Raw genomic sequence first — 14,801 nt, forward strand, 5'->3', positions numbered from 1 at the left:
CCCCCGCCTGCCGGCCGGCACGAAGACACGAGGTGAGACGCGGTGAAGGGCACAGTCGGAGAGCTGGGCGAGTTCGGGCTCATCAGAGAGCTCACGTCCCGGCTCACCTCCACCCCGGCGGTACGGATCGGGCCCGGCGACGACGCCGCGGTCGTCTCCGCCCCCGACCGGCGCGTGGTGGCCAGCACGGACATCCTCCTCGAAGGACGTCATTTCCGCCGCGACTGGTCGACGGCGTACGACGTCGGCCGCAAGGCCGCCGCACAGAACCTCGCCGACATCGCCGCGATGGGCGCGGTCCCCACCGCGCTCCTCCTCGGCCTCGTCGTCCCCGCCGAACTCCCCGTCACCTGGCCCACCGAACTCATGGACGGGCTGCGCGACGAATGTCAGGTCGCGGGCGCGGCCGTGGTCGGCGGCGACGTCGTCCGCGGCGACACCATCACCATCGCCATCACCGCCCTCGGCGACCTGCGCAACCACGACCCGGTGACCCGGGGCGGGGCCCAGCCGGGCGACGTCGTCGCCTACACCGGCTGGCTCGGCTGGTCCGCCGCCGGATACGCGGTCCTCTCCCGCGGCTTCCGCTCCCCCCGCGCCTTCGTCGAGGCCCACCGCAGGCCCGAGCCGCCCTACCACGCCGGCCCGGCCGCCGCCGGGCTCGGCGCCACCGCCATGTGCGACGTCAGCGACGGACTCATCGCCGACCTCGGCCACATCGCCGAGGCCAGCAAGGTCCGCATCGACCTGCGCTCCGGGCTCATCGACATCCCCACCCAGATGAACGACATCGGCCAGGCCGTCGGCGTCGACCCCATGCAGTGGGTGCTCACCGGGGGAGAGGACCACGCCATCGTGGCCACCTTCCCGCCCGACGTGAAGCTCCCCGCCCGCTGGAAGGTCATCGGCGAGGTCCTCAACCCCTCGGCGCTGCCGCAGGTCACCGTGGACGGCGCGCCCTGGCACAGCGCCGGCGGCTGGGACCACTTCGGGGAGACCGAGTGACGGGCAGGCCGCCGCTGGTGCTCACCGTCGCCGGATCCGACTCCGGCGGCGGCGCCGGCATCCAGGCCGACCTGAAGACGATGCTCGCGCTCGGCGTCCACGGCATGAGCGTGCTCACCGCCGTCACCGCCCAGAACTCGCGGGGCGTCCAGGGCGCGTGGGAGCTGCCCGAGGAGGCCGTACGGGCCCAGTACCGGTCCGTCGTCGACGACATCGGCGTCCAGGCCGTGAAGACGGGCATGCTGGCCTCCGCCGGCCTCGTCGAGACGGTCGCCGAGCTGCTCGCCGCGACGGACGCTCCGGTGGTCGTGGACCCGGTCGGGGTCTCCAAGCACGGGGACCCGCTCCTCGCCGCCTCGGCGCTCGACTCGGTCCGGACGAAGCTGCTGCCGGTCGCGACCGTCGCCACCCCCAACCTGGACGAGGTGGCGCAGCTCACAGGCGTCCACGTCGTCCACGAGAGCGACATGCGGGTGGCGGCCGAGGCGATCCTGTCGTACGGGCCGCGCTGGGCCCTGATCAAGGGCGGACACCTGCCGACGGGCGGGGAGGCCGTGGACCTGCTCACCGACGGCACCGAGGAGCAGTGGCTGCGCGCCCCCCGGCACGACAACCGGCACACGCACGGCACGGGCTGCACGCTCGCCTCGGCGGTGGCCTCGGGGCTCGCCAAGGGCCTGACGGTGCCGGAGGCGGTGCGACAGGCCAAGGAGTACGTGACCGGGGCCATCGCCGCCGGATTCGCCCTGGGCTCGGGCATCGGCCCGGTCGACCACGGCTGGCGGTTCAGGGCGTGACCGCTTCGAGCCGTGACCGCTTCAAGCCGTGATTGCTTCAGGCCGTGATTGCTTCAGGCCGTGATTGCTTCAGGCCGTGATTGCTTCAGGCCGTGATTGCTTCAGGCCGTAAACGCCTCCGGCCCGCTGGCCCCCGCCCCGTACGGGAGGGATCAGCGGGCCGGAAGGTGTTTCCAGGTAAGGCAAGAGGCCGGTTCACCTAGGTGAACCGGCCTCTCAAGGCAACCGCAGGGGCTGCGCTACGACGGAACGTCGCAATTAGCGCGAGACCTTGCCGGCCTTGATGCACGAGGTGCAGACGTTGAGCCGCTTCGGCGTCCGACCGACCACGGCACGCACGCGCTGGATGTTCGGGTTCCAGCGACGGGACGTACGGCGGTGCGAGTGCGAAATGTTGTTGCCGAAGCCCGGCCCCTTGCCGCAGACGTCGCAGTTGGCAGCCACGGGTCACTCCAAAAGCTTCAGAATTACAGTGAAATCCGGCGCACCGGAATCAGGAGTCTGAAGTGGCTTGCCGGGGGATGGCCCGGTGTGAACCGGGCAACCGAAGCAGCATACAACGCCTGCTGCGGTGGAACGAAACTACCATGGTCTGCGCCGACCTCGCCCCGGGCCCAGGTCACGAGCAGGACACCCCGGGTCTACGCTGCGGTGAGCTCACCGCCGAAGGAGGCCCCCCGTTGTCGCGAGCCCTTCAGCCTTTCGAGGAGCTCGTCGAGCTCGACGCCGAAGCGCTCCGCACCTGGTGCGTACGGGCGCTGGACGCCCTCGGGCGGGAGCGCGAGGAGATCGACGCGATCAACGTCTACCCGGTCGCGGACGGGGACACCGGCACCAACCTGTACCTGACGGCGGAAGCCGCCCACCAGGCCGTCGAGGCCGTCTTCGCCGCCACCGAACCCGACGCCGCCGAGACCGTATGGGCCATGGCGCACGGCGCCCTGCTCGGCGCCCGCGGCAACTCCGGGACGATCCTCGCCCAGCTGCTGCGCGGCATGGCGGGCGTGCTCGCCGAGGGACGTGACGGTGATCACCTCGCCCGCGCCCTGGCCGAGGCCGCGACCGCGGCACGCCGGGCCGTCGCCCACCCCGTCGAGGGCACGATCCTCACCGTGGCCTCCGCCGCCGCCCTGGCCTGCACGGGCGGCGGCCGGCTCGCGGACGTGGCGGGAAGCGCCTACGAGGGGGCCAGGACCGCCCTCGCCACCACCAGGGGCCAACTGGACGTCCTCGCCCGCGCCGGGGTCGTGGACGCCGGCGGAAAGGGCCTGGTGACGGTCCTCGGGGCGCTCGTGGAGACCCTGACCGGACGGACCCCGACCCGCCCGGACACGCCACCGCACGGCGTGGTCGTGCCGGCCCGGCCCGCCGCGCCCGAGGAGTGCGGCACCGACGAAGGCCCCGCCTACGAGGTGATCTACCTCCTGGAGGCCGAGGAGGCCGCCGTGGACGTGCTGCGGTCCCGCCTCGACGCCCTGGGGGAGTCCCTGGTCGTCGTCGGCGGCGACGGGCTGTGGAACGTCCACGTGCACGTCGACGACGCGGGCGCCGCCGTCGAGGCCGGCGTCGAGGCCGGCCGGCCGTACCGGATCCGCGTCACCCACTTCGCGAGCACCGCGGCGACCCCGGACGGACGCGCGGAGCGCACCCAGCGCGCGGTGGTCGCCGTCGTCCCCGGCGAGGGCCTGGCCGGACTCTGCGCCGAGGCGGGCGCCACCACCGTCCAGACCCGGCCCGGCGAACCGCCCGCGGGCGACGAACTCCTCGACGCGATCCGACGGGCGCACGCCCGCGAGGTCGTCCTGCTGCCCAACGACACCGAGCTGCGGCAGACGGCGGCCGCCGCCGCCCAACGCGCCAGGGCGGAGGGCATCCGCGTCGCCCTCATCCCGACCCGCGCCGCCGTCCAGGGCATCGCCGCCCTCGCCGTCCACGAACCCGACCGGCGCTTCGACGAGGACGTCGTCGCCATGACGGCCGCCGCCGGCGCCACCCGCTACGCCGAACTCGCCGTCGCCGAGCGCCAGTCCTTCACCTCGGCCGGCGTCTGCCAGGCGGGCGACGTCCTCGGCCTCATCGAGGGCGACGTCGCCGTCATCGGCCAGGACCTCACCGACACGGCCCGCACCGTCCTGGACCGCATGCTCTCGGCGGGCGGCGAGCTCGTCACCCTCATCGTCTCCGACGACACCCCGCCCGACCTGGCCGCCGCCCTGGAGAGCCACGTCCGCCGCGGCTACCTGGCCGTCGACACGACCACGTACCACGCGGGCGAAGGGGCCCCACCGCTGCTCATCGGAGTGGAGTGAACCCCGACTGTCGGTCCGGTGGTGTGCAATGGAACGCGTGCCCGCGCTCGACGAACCACTCAAGAAGTCCCTCGGCCCCGCCACCGCCAAGGTCATGGCCGAGGCACTCGACCTGCACACGGTCGGTGACCTGCTCCACCACTACCCCCGCCGGTATGCCGAGCGCGGGGAGCTGACCACCCTCTCCGACCTGCCGCTCGACGAGCACGTCACGGTGGTCGCGCAGGTCGCCGACGCCCGTGTGCTCACCTTCAACGGCTCCAAGGGACGCGGACAGCGCCTCGAAGTGACCATCACCGACGGCAGCGGCCGTCTCCAACTGGTCTTCTTCGGCAAGGGCGTGCACAAGCCGCACAAGGACCTGCTGCCCGGCACCCGCGCGATGTTCTCCGGCAAGGTCTCCCTCTTCAACCGACGCCTCCAGCTCGCCCACCCCGCGTACGAACTCCTCCGCGGCGACGGCGACGAGGCCGCCGACAGCGTGGGCACCTGGGCCGGGGCCCTCATCCCGATCTACCCGGCCACCACCAAACTGGAGTCCTGGAAGATCGCCAAGGCCGTCGACGCCGTCCTGCCGCAGGCCGAGGACGCCGTCGACCCCCTGCCGCCCGCCCTGCGCGAGGGCCGCGGCCTCACCGAGCTGCCCGACGCCCTGCGGAAGATCCACCGACCCCGTACGAAGGCCGACGTCGCCGACGCCCGCGACCGGCTCAAGTGGGACGAGGCCTTCGTCCTCCAGGTCGCCCTCGCCCGCCGCCGGCACGCTGACACCCAACTCCCCGCCGTCGCCCGTCGCCCCGTCCCCGGCGCCATCCTCGACGCCTTCGACGCCAAGCTCCCCTTCACCCTCACCGACGGCCAGCGGAAGGTCTCCCGCGAGATCTTCGACGACCTCGCCACCGACCACCCCATGCACCGCCTCCTCCAGGGAGAGGTCGGCTCGGGAAAGGCGCAGCCTCTCGACTCGCTCGTCCTGACGCCTGAGGGCTTCAGGAGAATGGGGGATATCTCAGTGGGAGACCAGGTCGTGCTCCCAAGCGGCGAGATCAGCTTGGTCGACGGTGTCTTTCCCCAGGGCGACCGGGAGGTATGGCGTCTCGTACTGTCCGACGACACTTCCGTCGAATGTGATGACGAACATCTGTGGATCGTCGGAACAAGCTGCGCGTGGGACCGGGGACAGACGCCGAAGGTCATGACGACTCGCGAGATCCGCGCGGATACGTTCAAGGCCGATGGTTCTTCGAAGTGGTATCTCCCAGTGGCCACCCCGGTGGATCTGTCCGACGGCACCTCACCGCCTCTCGACCCCTACCTGTTCGGTCTGTTGCTGGGCGACGGATCCTTCCGGCACAACCTGCGCCTTTCGACGGCCGACGAGGAAATTCTGGCTGCCGCGCGTTCGATTCTGGCTCCGGATTGTGCGGTCACACCGGTTCCCGGCTCGCGTTGCGACTACAACATCGGGCTGTCAGCCCCCAAGGGTGACACCCGGCGGAACCCTGTGATCAGCGTCTTGCGTGAGCTCGATCTCTGGGGGCTCACTTCGCACGACAAGTTTCTGCCCCTCGCCTTCAAGAACACATCGATCAAGAACCGTCTCGCGGTCCTGCAAGGGCTCATGGATACCGACGGGACTGTGGACGCCCAGGGCATGAGCGTGTCGTTCTGTTCGGCCTCCCGGCCGCTGGCGGACGACGTGGCATGGCTGGTTCGTTCGCTGGGAGGGCGGGCTCGAGTGCTGCCGAAGAAGGCAGCGTTCAATGTCTCGATCGCATTGCCGGACGAATACGTCCCGTTCCGGCTCGCTCGGAAGGCGCGTCGCATGCGCCCGAGGCCGAAGTACAACACCTTTCGACGGGGGATCCGCGCGGTCGAGCACGTCGGGCGCAAGCCCGTGCAGTGCATCAGTGTCGCGGACCCGAGTCATGCATACGTGACTGATCACTTCACCGTGACGCACAACACGATGGTGGCCCTCCGCGCCATGCTCGCCGTCGTCGACGCCGGGGGACAGGCCGCGATGCTCGCGCCCACCGAGGTCCTCGCCCAGCAGCACCACCGCTCGGTCACCGAGATGATGGGCGAGCTCGCCGAGGGCGGGATGCTCGGCGGCGCCGAGCGCGCCACCAAGGTCGTCCTGCTCACCGGCTCCATGGGCACCGCCGCCCGCCGCCAGGCCCTCCTCGACCTCGTCACCGGCGAGGCGGGGATCGTCATCGGCACGCACGCGCTGATCGAGGACAAGGTCCAGTTCCACGACCTCGGCCTCGTCGTCGTCGACGAGCAGCACCGCTTCGGCGTCGAGCAGCGCGACGCCCTGCGCGGCAAGGGGAAGCAACCGCCCCACCTCCTGGTGATGACCGCCACCCCCATCCCGCGCACGGTCGCCATGACCGTCTTCGGCGACCTGGAGACCTCCGTCCTCGACCAGCTGCCCGCCGGCCGCTCCCCGATCGCCACCCACGTCGTCCCCGCCGCCGACAAGCCGCACTTCCTCGCGCGCGCCTGGGAGCGGGTGCGCGAGGAGGTGGAGAACGGGCACCAGGCGTACGTCGTCTGCCCCCGCATCGGCGACGAGGAGGACCAGAAGAAGAAGTCCAAGGCGTCCCCCGAGGACGAGGCCGAGAAGCGCCAGCCGCTCGCCGTCGTCGAGATCGCCGAGAAGCTCCGTACGGGCCCCCTCACGGGCCTGCGGATCGCCGTCCTGCACGGCCGCATGCACCCCGACGACAAGGACGAGGTCATGCGCCGCTTCGCCGCCGGCGAGCTCGACGTCCTCGTCGCCACGACCGTCATCGAGGTCGGCGTCAACGTGCCCAACGCCACCGCCATGGTGATCATGGACGCGGACCGCTTCGGCGTCTCCCAGCTCCACCAGCTCCGCGGCCGCGTCGGCCGCGGCTCCGCCCCCGGCCTCTGCCTCCTCGTCAGCGAGATGCCCGAGGCGAGTCCCGCCCGGCAGCGACTCAACGCCGTCGCCGCCACCCTCGACGGCTTCGAACTCTCCCGCATCGACCTCGAACAGCGCCGCGAGGGCGACGTCCTCGGACAGGCCCAGTCCGGCGTCCGCTCCTCCCTGCGGGTGCTCACCGTCATCGACGACGAGGAGGTCATCGCCGCCGCCCGCGAGGAGGCCACCACCCTCGTCCTCGCCGACCCGGACCTCGCCGCCCACCCCGGACTGCGCACCGCCCTCGAAGCCCTGCTCGACAAGGACCGGGAGGAGTACCTGGAGAAGGGCTGACCACGGGGCGGCGGCGGCCGCCATAAGCTGTTGCGTACGCAATGGCTTACGGAGAACGAGGACACCGATGACCCGCGTGATCGCCGGCACCGCCGGCGGACGCCGACTTGCCGTGCCCCCCGGCACCGGCACCCGCCCCACCTCCGACCGGGCGCGCGAAGGCCTCTTCTCCACCTGGGAGGCCTTCCTCGGCACCCTCGACGGGACCCGGGTCGCCGACCTGTACGCGGGCTCCGGCGCCGTCGGACTCGAAGCGCTCTCCCGGGGCGCGGCCCACGCCCTCCTCGTCGAGGCGGAACCCCGCGCCGCGAAGACGATCCGCGAGAACATCAAGACGCTCGGTCTGCCCGGCGCCGAACTGCGGACCGGCAAAGCGGAACAGATCGTGACGGGACCGGCCCCGGCCGACCCGTACGACCTGGTCTTCCTCGACCCGCCCTACGCCGTCGCGGACGACGATCTTCGCGAGATCCTCCTCACACTCCGCTCGGAGGGCTGGCTCACGGGCGATGCCCTCGTCACCGTGGAGCGCAGCACCCGAGGCGGGGAATTCGGCTGGCCGGCCGGTTTCGAGCCACTGCGGGCCCGTCGCTACGGCGAGGGAACGTTTTGGTACGGTCGCGCCGCCTCTACGTGCGAAGACGCACGATGACCGGACCGGAGAGCGAGGGACCAACGTTGCGCCGCGCCGTCTGTCCGGGGTCATTCGACCCCATCACCAACGGACATCTCGACATCATCGCCCGCGCCTCCAAGCTGTACGACGTCGTACACGTCGCGGTGATGATCAACCAGTCCAAGAAGGGGCTGTTCACCGTCGAGGAGCGGATCGAGCTGATCCGCGAGGTCACCGCCGACTTCGGCAACGTCGAGGTGGAGTCCTTCCACGGACTGCTCGTCGACTTCTGCAAGCAGCGGGACATCCCCGCCATCGTCAAGGGCCTGCGCGCCGTCAGCGACTTCGACTACGAGCTGCAGATGGCCCAGATGAACATCGGCCTCTCGGGCGTGGAGACCCTCTTCGTCCCCACCAACCCGACGTACAGCTTCCTCTCCTCCTCGCTGGTCAAGGAGGTGGCGGCCTGGGGCGGCGACGTCTCCCACCTGGTCCCTCCGCAGGTCCTCGGCCGACTGACCGAGCGCCTCGCGCAGAAGTGACGCCCGGCCACCGCCGCTGACACTCCGTCACCTGGTGTCGGACGGGCGGCGACTGCCCTTACAGTCGTCCCGTCCGTCTCCATCCAGCTGTAGAGAGTGGCGAGCACCCGGTGGACGTGCAGAAGAAGCTCGACGAGATCGTCGCGACCGTACAGGGCGCCCGTTCCATGCCCATGTCGGCATCCTGCGTGGTCAACCGCGCCGAGCTGCTCGCCCTGCTCGAAGAGGTGCGGGAGGCCCTGCCCGGCTCCCTCGCCCAGGCCCAGGAGCTGATCGGCGGCCGTGAGCAGCTGGTCGAGCAGGCCCGCCAGGAGGCCGAGCGGATCATCGAGGCCGCCCACGCCGAGCGCGGCTCGATCGTCTCCGACACCCAGGTCGCCCGGGAGTCGCAGGGCGAGGCCGACCGGATCCTCGCCGAGGCCCGCCGCGAGGCCGAGGAGGTCCGCGCCGAGGCCGACGACTATGTCGACTCCAAGCTCGCCAACTTCGAGGTCGTCCTCAACAAGACCATCGGCTCCGTCGACCGGGGCCGCGAGAAGCTCCTCGGCCGCGGCCCGGGCCTCGACCGGGACGGCTACGCGGACGAGGACGCCCCCGAGTACAGCGCCGACCCGCAGACCCTGATCAGCCGGGCCGACGAGTATGTGGACGCCAAGCTGGGCGCCTTCGAGGCGGTCCTCAGCAAGACCCTGGAGGCCGTCGGGCGCGGCCGGCAGAAGCTGCACGGCCGGATCGCCACCGACGACCTCGGCGAGCACATGGCCGCCCAGGACGGCCTCGGCGGCACGGTGCACACCAGCGACGCCGACTACCTCGCCGGACTCGCGGAGCTCGCCGACCCCGAGCCGGTCCAGATCCCCGCGCAGGCCCCGGCGCCGATCGCCGCCCAGCAGCAGCCCGACCCGTACGGCTACCAGCAGCCGCAGCAGGACCCCGCGTACGGCTACCAGCAGCAGCCCGACCCGTACGGCTACCAGCAGCAGCCCGACCCCTACGCGTACCAGGGGCAGTACGGCTACGAGCAGCAGCAGTACCCGCCGCAGCCCCAGCAGCAGGCGCCGTCCGCCGCGCTCGACGAGACCAGCTTCTTCGACACGAGCATGATCGATCTGGAGCAGCTGCGCCGGTACGAACAGGGACAGTAAGGGGCACGGGCCCCGGATTGGGCCCTGAGCGAAGCGTCCAGTATCCTGGCTCTTCGGTCGCGCGTATTCCGCGATCCTTGCTGCCCACACGTCGGCAGCCCCCTCACGATTCGATCGATCCGAAAGCAGGAAGAGCCCTGAGCACGCGCCTCGACCACCGCAACCCCCTCGTGTTCGACACACACGAGCTGGGGCGGCGTCCTGGTGCCCTCCAGCGGATCTCGCGTTCGGTCGAGGCCCCCACGGACCTCGGCGTCGAAGGGGTCATCGGAGTGCCCGAGGGCGCTTCCGTGGAAATCGATCTCCGTCTCGAATCGGTCATGGAAGGGGTGCTTGTCACAGGCACCGCCCGTGCATCGGCCGAGGGGGAGTGCGTAAGGTGTCTGGAGCCCGTCGAGCTTGATCTCGACGTGGACTTCCAGGAGATGTTCTCGTACCCCGACTCCGACGACCGGGGCCGCTCCAAGGCGGCCGCGGACGACGAAGCCGAGGAAGACGAGAGCGTGATCCCCCTCGAGGACGGCATGTTCGACCTCGAACCCGTGCTGCGTGATGCGGTGGTGCTCGCACTGCCGATGCAGCCGGTGTGCCGGGAGGACTGTGCGGGTCTGTGTTCCCAATGCGGAGCCAGCCTGAACGAGAACCCGGACCACCACCACGACGCCGTCGACATTCGTTGGGCGGCACTGCAGGGACTCACCGGTTCGCTGGGAACCGATGAGAAGGACAACATGAGCGGCAAAGCCTCTGACGGGGACGTCCGAAGCGCCGCCGAGAAGCAGGAGAAGTAGCCGTGGCTGTTCCGAAGCGGAAGATGTCGCGCAGCAACACGCGCCACCGCCGGTCGCAGTGGAAGGCTGCGGTCCCCACCCTGGTTTCGTGTGAGCGTTGCCAGGAGCCGAAGCTGCAGCACATCGCGTGCCCGAGCTGCGGCACCTACAACAAGCGCCAGGTCCTCTCGGTCTGATTGGGCTGGTGAGAGGCGCAATGTCTGAGTCCCGCAAGACGGACGACAAGACGGACCATGCCTCGTCCCACACGCTTCTGGAAGGGCGGCTCGGCTATCGGCTCGAGTCCGCCCTTCTGGTGCGTGCGCTGACCCACCGCTCGTTCGCGTACGAGAACGGCGGTCTGCCCACCAACGAGCGGCTGGAGTTCCTCGGGGACTCCGTGCTCGGCCTGGTGGTCACGGACACGCTGTACCGCACCCACCCCGACCTGCCCGAAGGCCAGCTGGCCAAACTGCGGGCCGCGGTGGTCAACTCACGTGCACTTGCGGAGGTCGGTCGCGGCCTCGAACTCGGCTCCTTCATCCGGCTCGGCCGGGGCGAAGAGGGCACGGGCGGCCGGGACAAGGCGTCCATCCTCGCCGACACCCTTGAAGCGGTGATCGGCGCGGTCTATCTCGACCAGGGCCTCGACGCGGCGTCCGAGCTGGTTCACCGGCTCTTCGACCCGCTGATCGAGAAGTCCTCGAACCTCGGTGCCGGCCTGGACTGGAAGACCAGTCTCCAGGAGCTCACCGCGGCCGAGGGCCTGGGTGTGCCGGAGTACCTCGTCTCCGAAGAGGGCCCGGACCACGAGAAGGTCTTCACTGCTGCCGCCCGCGTCGGTGGTGTCTCGTACGGCACCGGCACCGGCCGCAGCAAGAAGGAAGCGGAGCAGCAGGCCGCGGAGTCGGCGTGGCGCGAGATTCGCGCGGCCGCCGACGAGCGCGTGGCAGCGGCCAAGGCCGCCGCCGAGCGCGGCACGGGAGAGGTCGCCGACCCCTCTCCGTCCGTGAACGGGGCGACGGCCTGACGGCCTTCCCCCACCGCTTCCCGAGAACCCCGCCCCAGGGCGGGGTTCTCGTCTTTTCCCCGTCACGTCCTCCCTGTTCGCGCGGCCGGTAGGGTTGAACCGCTGTCGATCGAAGACGTCCGGAGGAGTCCCGTGCCCGAGCTGCCCGAGGTCGAGGTCGTACGGCGTGGTCTGGAGCGCTGGGTCGCCGGACGGACCGTGACCGAGGTCGAGGTGCTGCACCCGAGGGCCGTACGACGCCACCCGGCGGGCGGCGAGGACTTCGCGGCGCGGCTCAAGGGGCAGCGGTTCGAGGTGGCGCGACGCCGCGGCAAGTACCTGTGGCTGCCACTGGCCGACACCGGCACCTCCGTGCTCGGGCACCTCGGCATGAGCGGCCAGCTCCTCGTGCAGCCGGAGGGCGCCGCCGACGAGAAGCACCTCCGCATCCGGATCCGCTTCGACGATGCGGCCGGCACCGAGCTCCGCTTCGTCGACCAGCGCACCTTCGGCGGACTCTCGCTCCACGACCAGACCCCCGACGGGCTGCCGGACGTCATCGCGCACATCGCCCGGGACCCGCTGGACCCAGAGTTCGACGAGGCCGCCTTCCACCGCGCGCTGCGGCAGCGCCGTACGACCGTGAAGCGGGCCCTGCTCGACCAGTCGCTGATCAGCGGTGTCGGCAACATCTACGCGGACGAGGCGCTCTGGCGGTCGCGGCTGCACTACGACCGGCCCACCGTCACGCTCACCCGGCCGCGCTCGGCGGAGCTCCTCGGGCACGCCCGGGACGTGATGAACCAGGCGCTCGCGGTCGGCGGCACCAGCTTCGACAGCCTGTACGTGAACGTCAACGGCGAGTCCGGCTACTTCGACCGCTCGCTCGACGCCTACGGGCGCGAGGACGAGCCCTGTCACCGGTGCGGTACGCCGATGCGCCGGCGCCCCTGGATGAACCGCTCCAGCTACTTCTGCCCGCGCTGCCAGCGCCCGCCGCGCCCGGGCGTGTGACGGGGCGGCCCGTCAGGCCGTGACGGATCGGTGGTCGTTCAGGTCGTGACGGGGGTCGCGCGCTCCGCGTCGTAACTCTCCCGGGCCGCCTCCACCTGGGGCATGCGGCCCTCGACCAGCTGGATCAGGCCGATCAGCCGCTCCGCTATCTCACGGCCGAGCGGGGTGAGCCGGTAGTCGACCCGCGGCGGGTTCGTGGGCTGTGCGTCGCGGTGGACGAGGCCGTCGCGCTCCAGCGCGTGGAGCGTCTGCGACAGCATCTTCTCGCTCACGCCGTCGACCCGGCGCCGCAGCTCGTTGAAGCGGAACGTTCCGTCGTGCAGGGCGCCGAGGGTCAGGCTGCCCCAGCGGCCCGTCACGTGCTCCAACGTGCCGCGCGAGGGACAGGCCCGCGCGAACACGTCGTAGGCGAGGTGGTCGTCAGTCATGTGTTCCACCGTACTCGCGTGCAGCGCTTACTGCCATGAGTGCGCTAACTGCGAGCTTGCGCTATCCAAAAGTTAGTGCTCTACTTCTGGTCATCGCCCCGCAGACCTCTTCGAGGAGCTCCTTGTGACCACCCCCGTCGTCTCCATCGCCTACCACTCCGGCTACGGCCACACCGCCGTCCTCGCCGAGGCCGTCCGCGACGGTGCCGTCGACGCGGGCGCCACCGTCCACCTGATCAAGGTCGACGGGATCACCGACGCCGAGTGGGAGCTGCTCGACTCCTCCGACGCGATCGTCTTCGGCTCCCCGACCTACATGGGCACCGCCTCCGGCGCCTTCCACCAGTTCGCCGAGGCCACCTCGAAGCGCTGGTTCTCCGACGCCTGGCTGGACAAGCTCGCCGCGGGCTTCACCAACTCCGGTTCCAAGAGCGGCGACAAGCTGCACACCCTCCAGTTCTTCCAGACCCTCGCCGGCCAGCACGGCATGACCTGGGTCAACCTCGGTCTGAAGCCCGGCTGGAACAGCAGCGAGGCCTCCGAGAACGACCTCAACCGCCTCGGCTTCTTCTCCGGCGCCGGCGCCCAGACCCACACCGACCTGGGCCCCGAGGGCGTCCACAAGGCGGATGTCGCCACCGCCGAGCACCTCGGACGCCGCGTCGCCGTGACCGCCCGCACCTTCGCGGCGGGCCGGGCCGCCGTCTGACCGCGGCGCCTGCCGCTACGCGAAAGGGCCCCGTCACCGGAGTGGTGACGGGGCCCTCTCGCGTACGGGGACAGCCCGGCGGGATCGGCTCGGCGGGCTCGGCTCAGCGGCCGAAGTCCTGGGTCCACCAGGGGCCGCCGTCGGCGAAGTACACGCCGACGCCCAGCGTCGTGTACTCGCAGTTCAACATGTTGGCGCGGTGGCCGTCGCTGTTCATCCAGGAGTCCATCACGGCAGCCGCGTCCGCCTGGCCGCGCGCGATGTTCTCGCCGGCCAGACCCGAGATGCCCGCCTTCTCCGCACGCGCCCACGGGGTGGCCCCGTCCGGGTCCGTGTGGTCGAAGAAGCCGCGCTGCGCCATGTCCACGCTGAACGCGCCGGCCAGCGCCGCGAGCTGCGCGTCCGCGCGGACCGGGGTGCAGCCCACCTGGGCGCGCTCGGCGTTGACCAGCCGGAGGACCTCCGCCTCGGCCGCCTCGGCCCGGTCGGCGGTCGAGGGGGCGGCGGTCGAGGGGGCGGCGGACGTCTCCACCGGAGCCTCGGTGGTCGGATCCGGCTTCGGGGCGGCCGGCTTCGTGGTGGGCGCGGCCGTGGTGGGCGCGGCCGTGGTGGGCGCGGCCGTGGTCCTGGGAGCCGCGGGCTTGGGAGCCACAGGCTTGGGCTTGCTCGTCGACTTCGACGGGCTCGGCTTTGGACTCGGCTTCGCGGAGGTCGACGGTGCGGCCGAGGGTGAGGCGCTCTTGCTCGCACTCGCCTTGGCGCTCGGAGTCGTGCTCGCGCCGGTGCGCTTGCCCGAACCCGCCCGGGTCCCCGTACCGGCGCTCGTCCCGCTCGTCCCGCCGTCGGCCGGGGTCTGCGTCGTCCCGCCCTGCGTCGTCAGTTCGGGAGCCTGTCGTGACTGGACCTGGCGCTCGCCCGTACCGGCGTTGCCGATGGTGAAGGTGTCCCCGCCGGGCAGCAGGCCGGAGGCGACGGCCACCGCTCCCACCGCGACCGCGGCGGAGGCGCCGAGCAGGCCGGTGCGCACGGGGCGCCTGCGGCGATCCCCCCGGTGTCGACGGTCCGTACCGGCCGCGTAGTCTTCTGCGGCGGGTGCGGCTCCGGAGCGACGGTGGCGTCCCATCTGCTGCCCTGCCTTTCCTCTGCGGATCGCGGATCGCGGAACTCCGCCGATCGCTGCGGTTCTTTGCTGGTCTTCGCGGTTCTTTGC

General features: G+C 71.2%; 15 protein-coding genes. 12 read left to right on the forward strand and 3 right to left on the reverse strand.

Translation table 11 applies throughout. The features are described 5' to 3' along the window. Positions 1-42 precede the first annotated feature (42 nt). Both OG361_RS28315 and thiD read left to right on the forward strand, forming a co-directional pair. Positions 43-1,005 carry a thiamine-phosphate kinase gene (locus OG361_RS28315; RefSeq protein ID WP_056644467.1) on the forward strand — a complete coding sequence of 321 codons (963 nt, stop codon included), beginning with the start codon at positions 43-45 and terminating at the stop codon, positions 1,003-1,005. Continuing rightward, positions 1,002-1,802, forward strand: a complete 801-nt coding sequence (thiD, locus tag OG361_RS28320) for a bifunctional hydroxymethylpyrimidine kinase/phosphomethylpyrimidine kinase (protein WP_405857936.1) — start codon at positions 1,002-1,004, stop codon at positions 1,800-1,802. Before OG361_RS28315 ends, thiD begins: the two co-directional genes overlap by 4 nt. A gap of 258 nt (positions 1,803-2,060) precedes the next feature. On the opposite strand, the gene rpmB is transcribed toward thiD, so the two are convergent. Continuing rightward, positions 2,061-2,246 (reverse strand): 50S ribosomal protein L28, encoded by a 186-nt coding sequence (gene rpmB / locus OG361_RS28325; RefSeq protein ID WP_003957616.1) that lies wholly within the window; start codon positions 2,244-2,246, stop codon positions 2,061-2,063. A gap of 236 nt (positions 2,247-2,482) precedes the next feature. On the opposite strand from rpmB, the gene OG361_RS28330 reads away from it, so the two are divergent. The 9 genes from OG361_RS28330 (at position 2,483) to mutM (ending at position 12,454) form a co-directional block, all read left to right on the forward strand. Next, positions 2,483-4,111, forward strand: a complete 1,629-nt coding sequence (locus OG361_RS28330) for a DAK2 domain-containing protein (RefSeq protein ID WP_405857938.1) — start codon at positions 2,483-2,485, stop codon at positions 4,109-4,111. A gap of 28 nt (positions 4,112-4,139) precedes the next feature. Beyond that, entirely contained in the window at positions 4,140-7,358 is a 3,219-nt protein-coding gene (locus OG361_RS28335; RefSeq protein WP_405857940.1) for a helicase-related protein, read from the forward strand. Positions 7,359-7,425: 67 nt separating this feature from the next. Further along, positions 7,426-8,010, forward strand: a complete 585-nt coding sequence (gene rsmD, locus OG361_RS28340; protein ID WP_384573751.1) for a 16S rRNA (guanine(966)-N(2))-methyltransferase RsmD — start codon at positions 7,426-7,428, stop codon at positions 8,008-8,010. Positions 8,011-8,036: 26 nt separating this feature from the next. Next, a complete protein-coding gene (gene coaD / locus OG361_RS28345) occupies positions 8,037-8,516 on the forward strand; it encodes a pantetheine-phosphate adenylyltransferase (protein ID WP_405862479.1) in 480 nt (159 codons plus the stop codon). A gap of 110 nt (positions 8,517-8,626) precedes the next feature. Next, a complete protein-coding gene (locus tag OG361_RS28350) occupies positions 8,627-9,661 on the forward strand; it encodes an ATP synthase F0 subunit B (RefSeq protein ID WP_405857942.1) in 1,035 nt (344 codons plus the stop codon). Between the two features lie 137 nt (positions 9,662-9,798). After that, positions 9,799-10,452 (forward strand): YceD family protein, encoded by a 654-nt coding sequence (locus tag OG361_RS28355; protein WP_405862481.1) that lies wholly within the window; start codon positions 9,799-9,801, stop codon positions 10,450-10,452. Between the two features lie 2 nt (positions 10,453-10,454). Next, entirely contained in the window at positions 10,455-10,628 is a 174-nt protein-coding gene (rpmF, locus tag OG361_RS28360; protein WP_015036448.1) for a 50S ribosomal protein L32, read from the forward strand. Between the two features lie 20 nt (positions 10,629-10,648). Continuing rightward, positions 10,649-11,461 carry a ribonuclease III gene (gene rnc, locus OG361_RS28365; protein ID WP_384573745.1) on the forward strand — a complete coding sequence of 271 codons (813 nt, stop codon included), beginning with the start codon at positions 10,649-10,651 and terminating at the stop codon, positions 11,459-11,461. A 132-nt stretch (positions 11,462-11,593) separates the two neighbouring features. Continuing rightward, entirely contained in the window at positions 11,594-12,454 is an 861-nt protein-coding gene (gene mutM / locus OG361_RS28370; protein WP_405857944.1) for a bifunctional DNA-formamidopyrimidine glycosylase/DNA-(apurinic or apyrimidinic site) lyase, read from the forward strand. Positions 12,455-12,492: 38 nt separating this feature from the next. Here mutM and OG361_RS28375 read toward each other — a convergent pair whose 3' ends face one another. Further along, a complete protein-coding gene (locus OG361_RS28375) occupies positions 12,493-12,882 on the reverse strand; it encodes a winged helix-turn-helix transcriptional regulator (protein ID WP_405857946.1) in 390 nt (129 codons plus the stop codon). Positions 12,883-13,006: 124 nt separating this feature from the next. On the opposite strand from OG361_RS28375, the gene OG361_RS28380 reads away from it, so the two are divergent. Next, on the forward strand, positions 13,007-13,591 hold the full coding sequence (locus OG361_RS28380; protein WP_405857948.1) for a flavodoxin family protein: 585 nt from the start codon (positions 13,007-13,009) through the stop codon (positions 13,589-13,591). 103 nt (positions 13,592-13,694) lie between these two features. Here the strand turns inward: OG361_RS28380 and OG361_RS28385 are convergent, their stop codons facing one another. Then, complete coding sequence (locus OG361_RS28385) at positions 13,695-14,714, reverse strand: CAP domain-containing protein (protein WP_405857950.1); 1,020 nt, start codon at positions 14,712-14,714, stop codon at positions 13,695-13,697. Between the last annotated feature and the right edge of the window lie 87 nt (positions 14,715-14,801).

Source organism: Streptomyces sp. NBC_00090, from assembly GCF_045160815.1.
Lineage (GTDB): Bacteria > Actinomycetota > Actinomycetes > Streptomycetales > Streptomycetaceae > Streptomyces.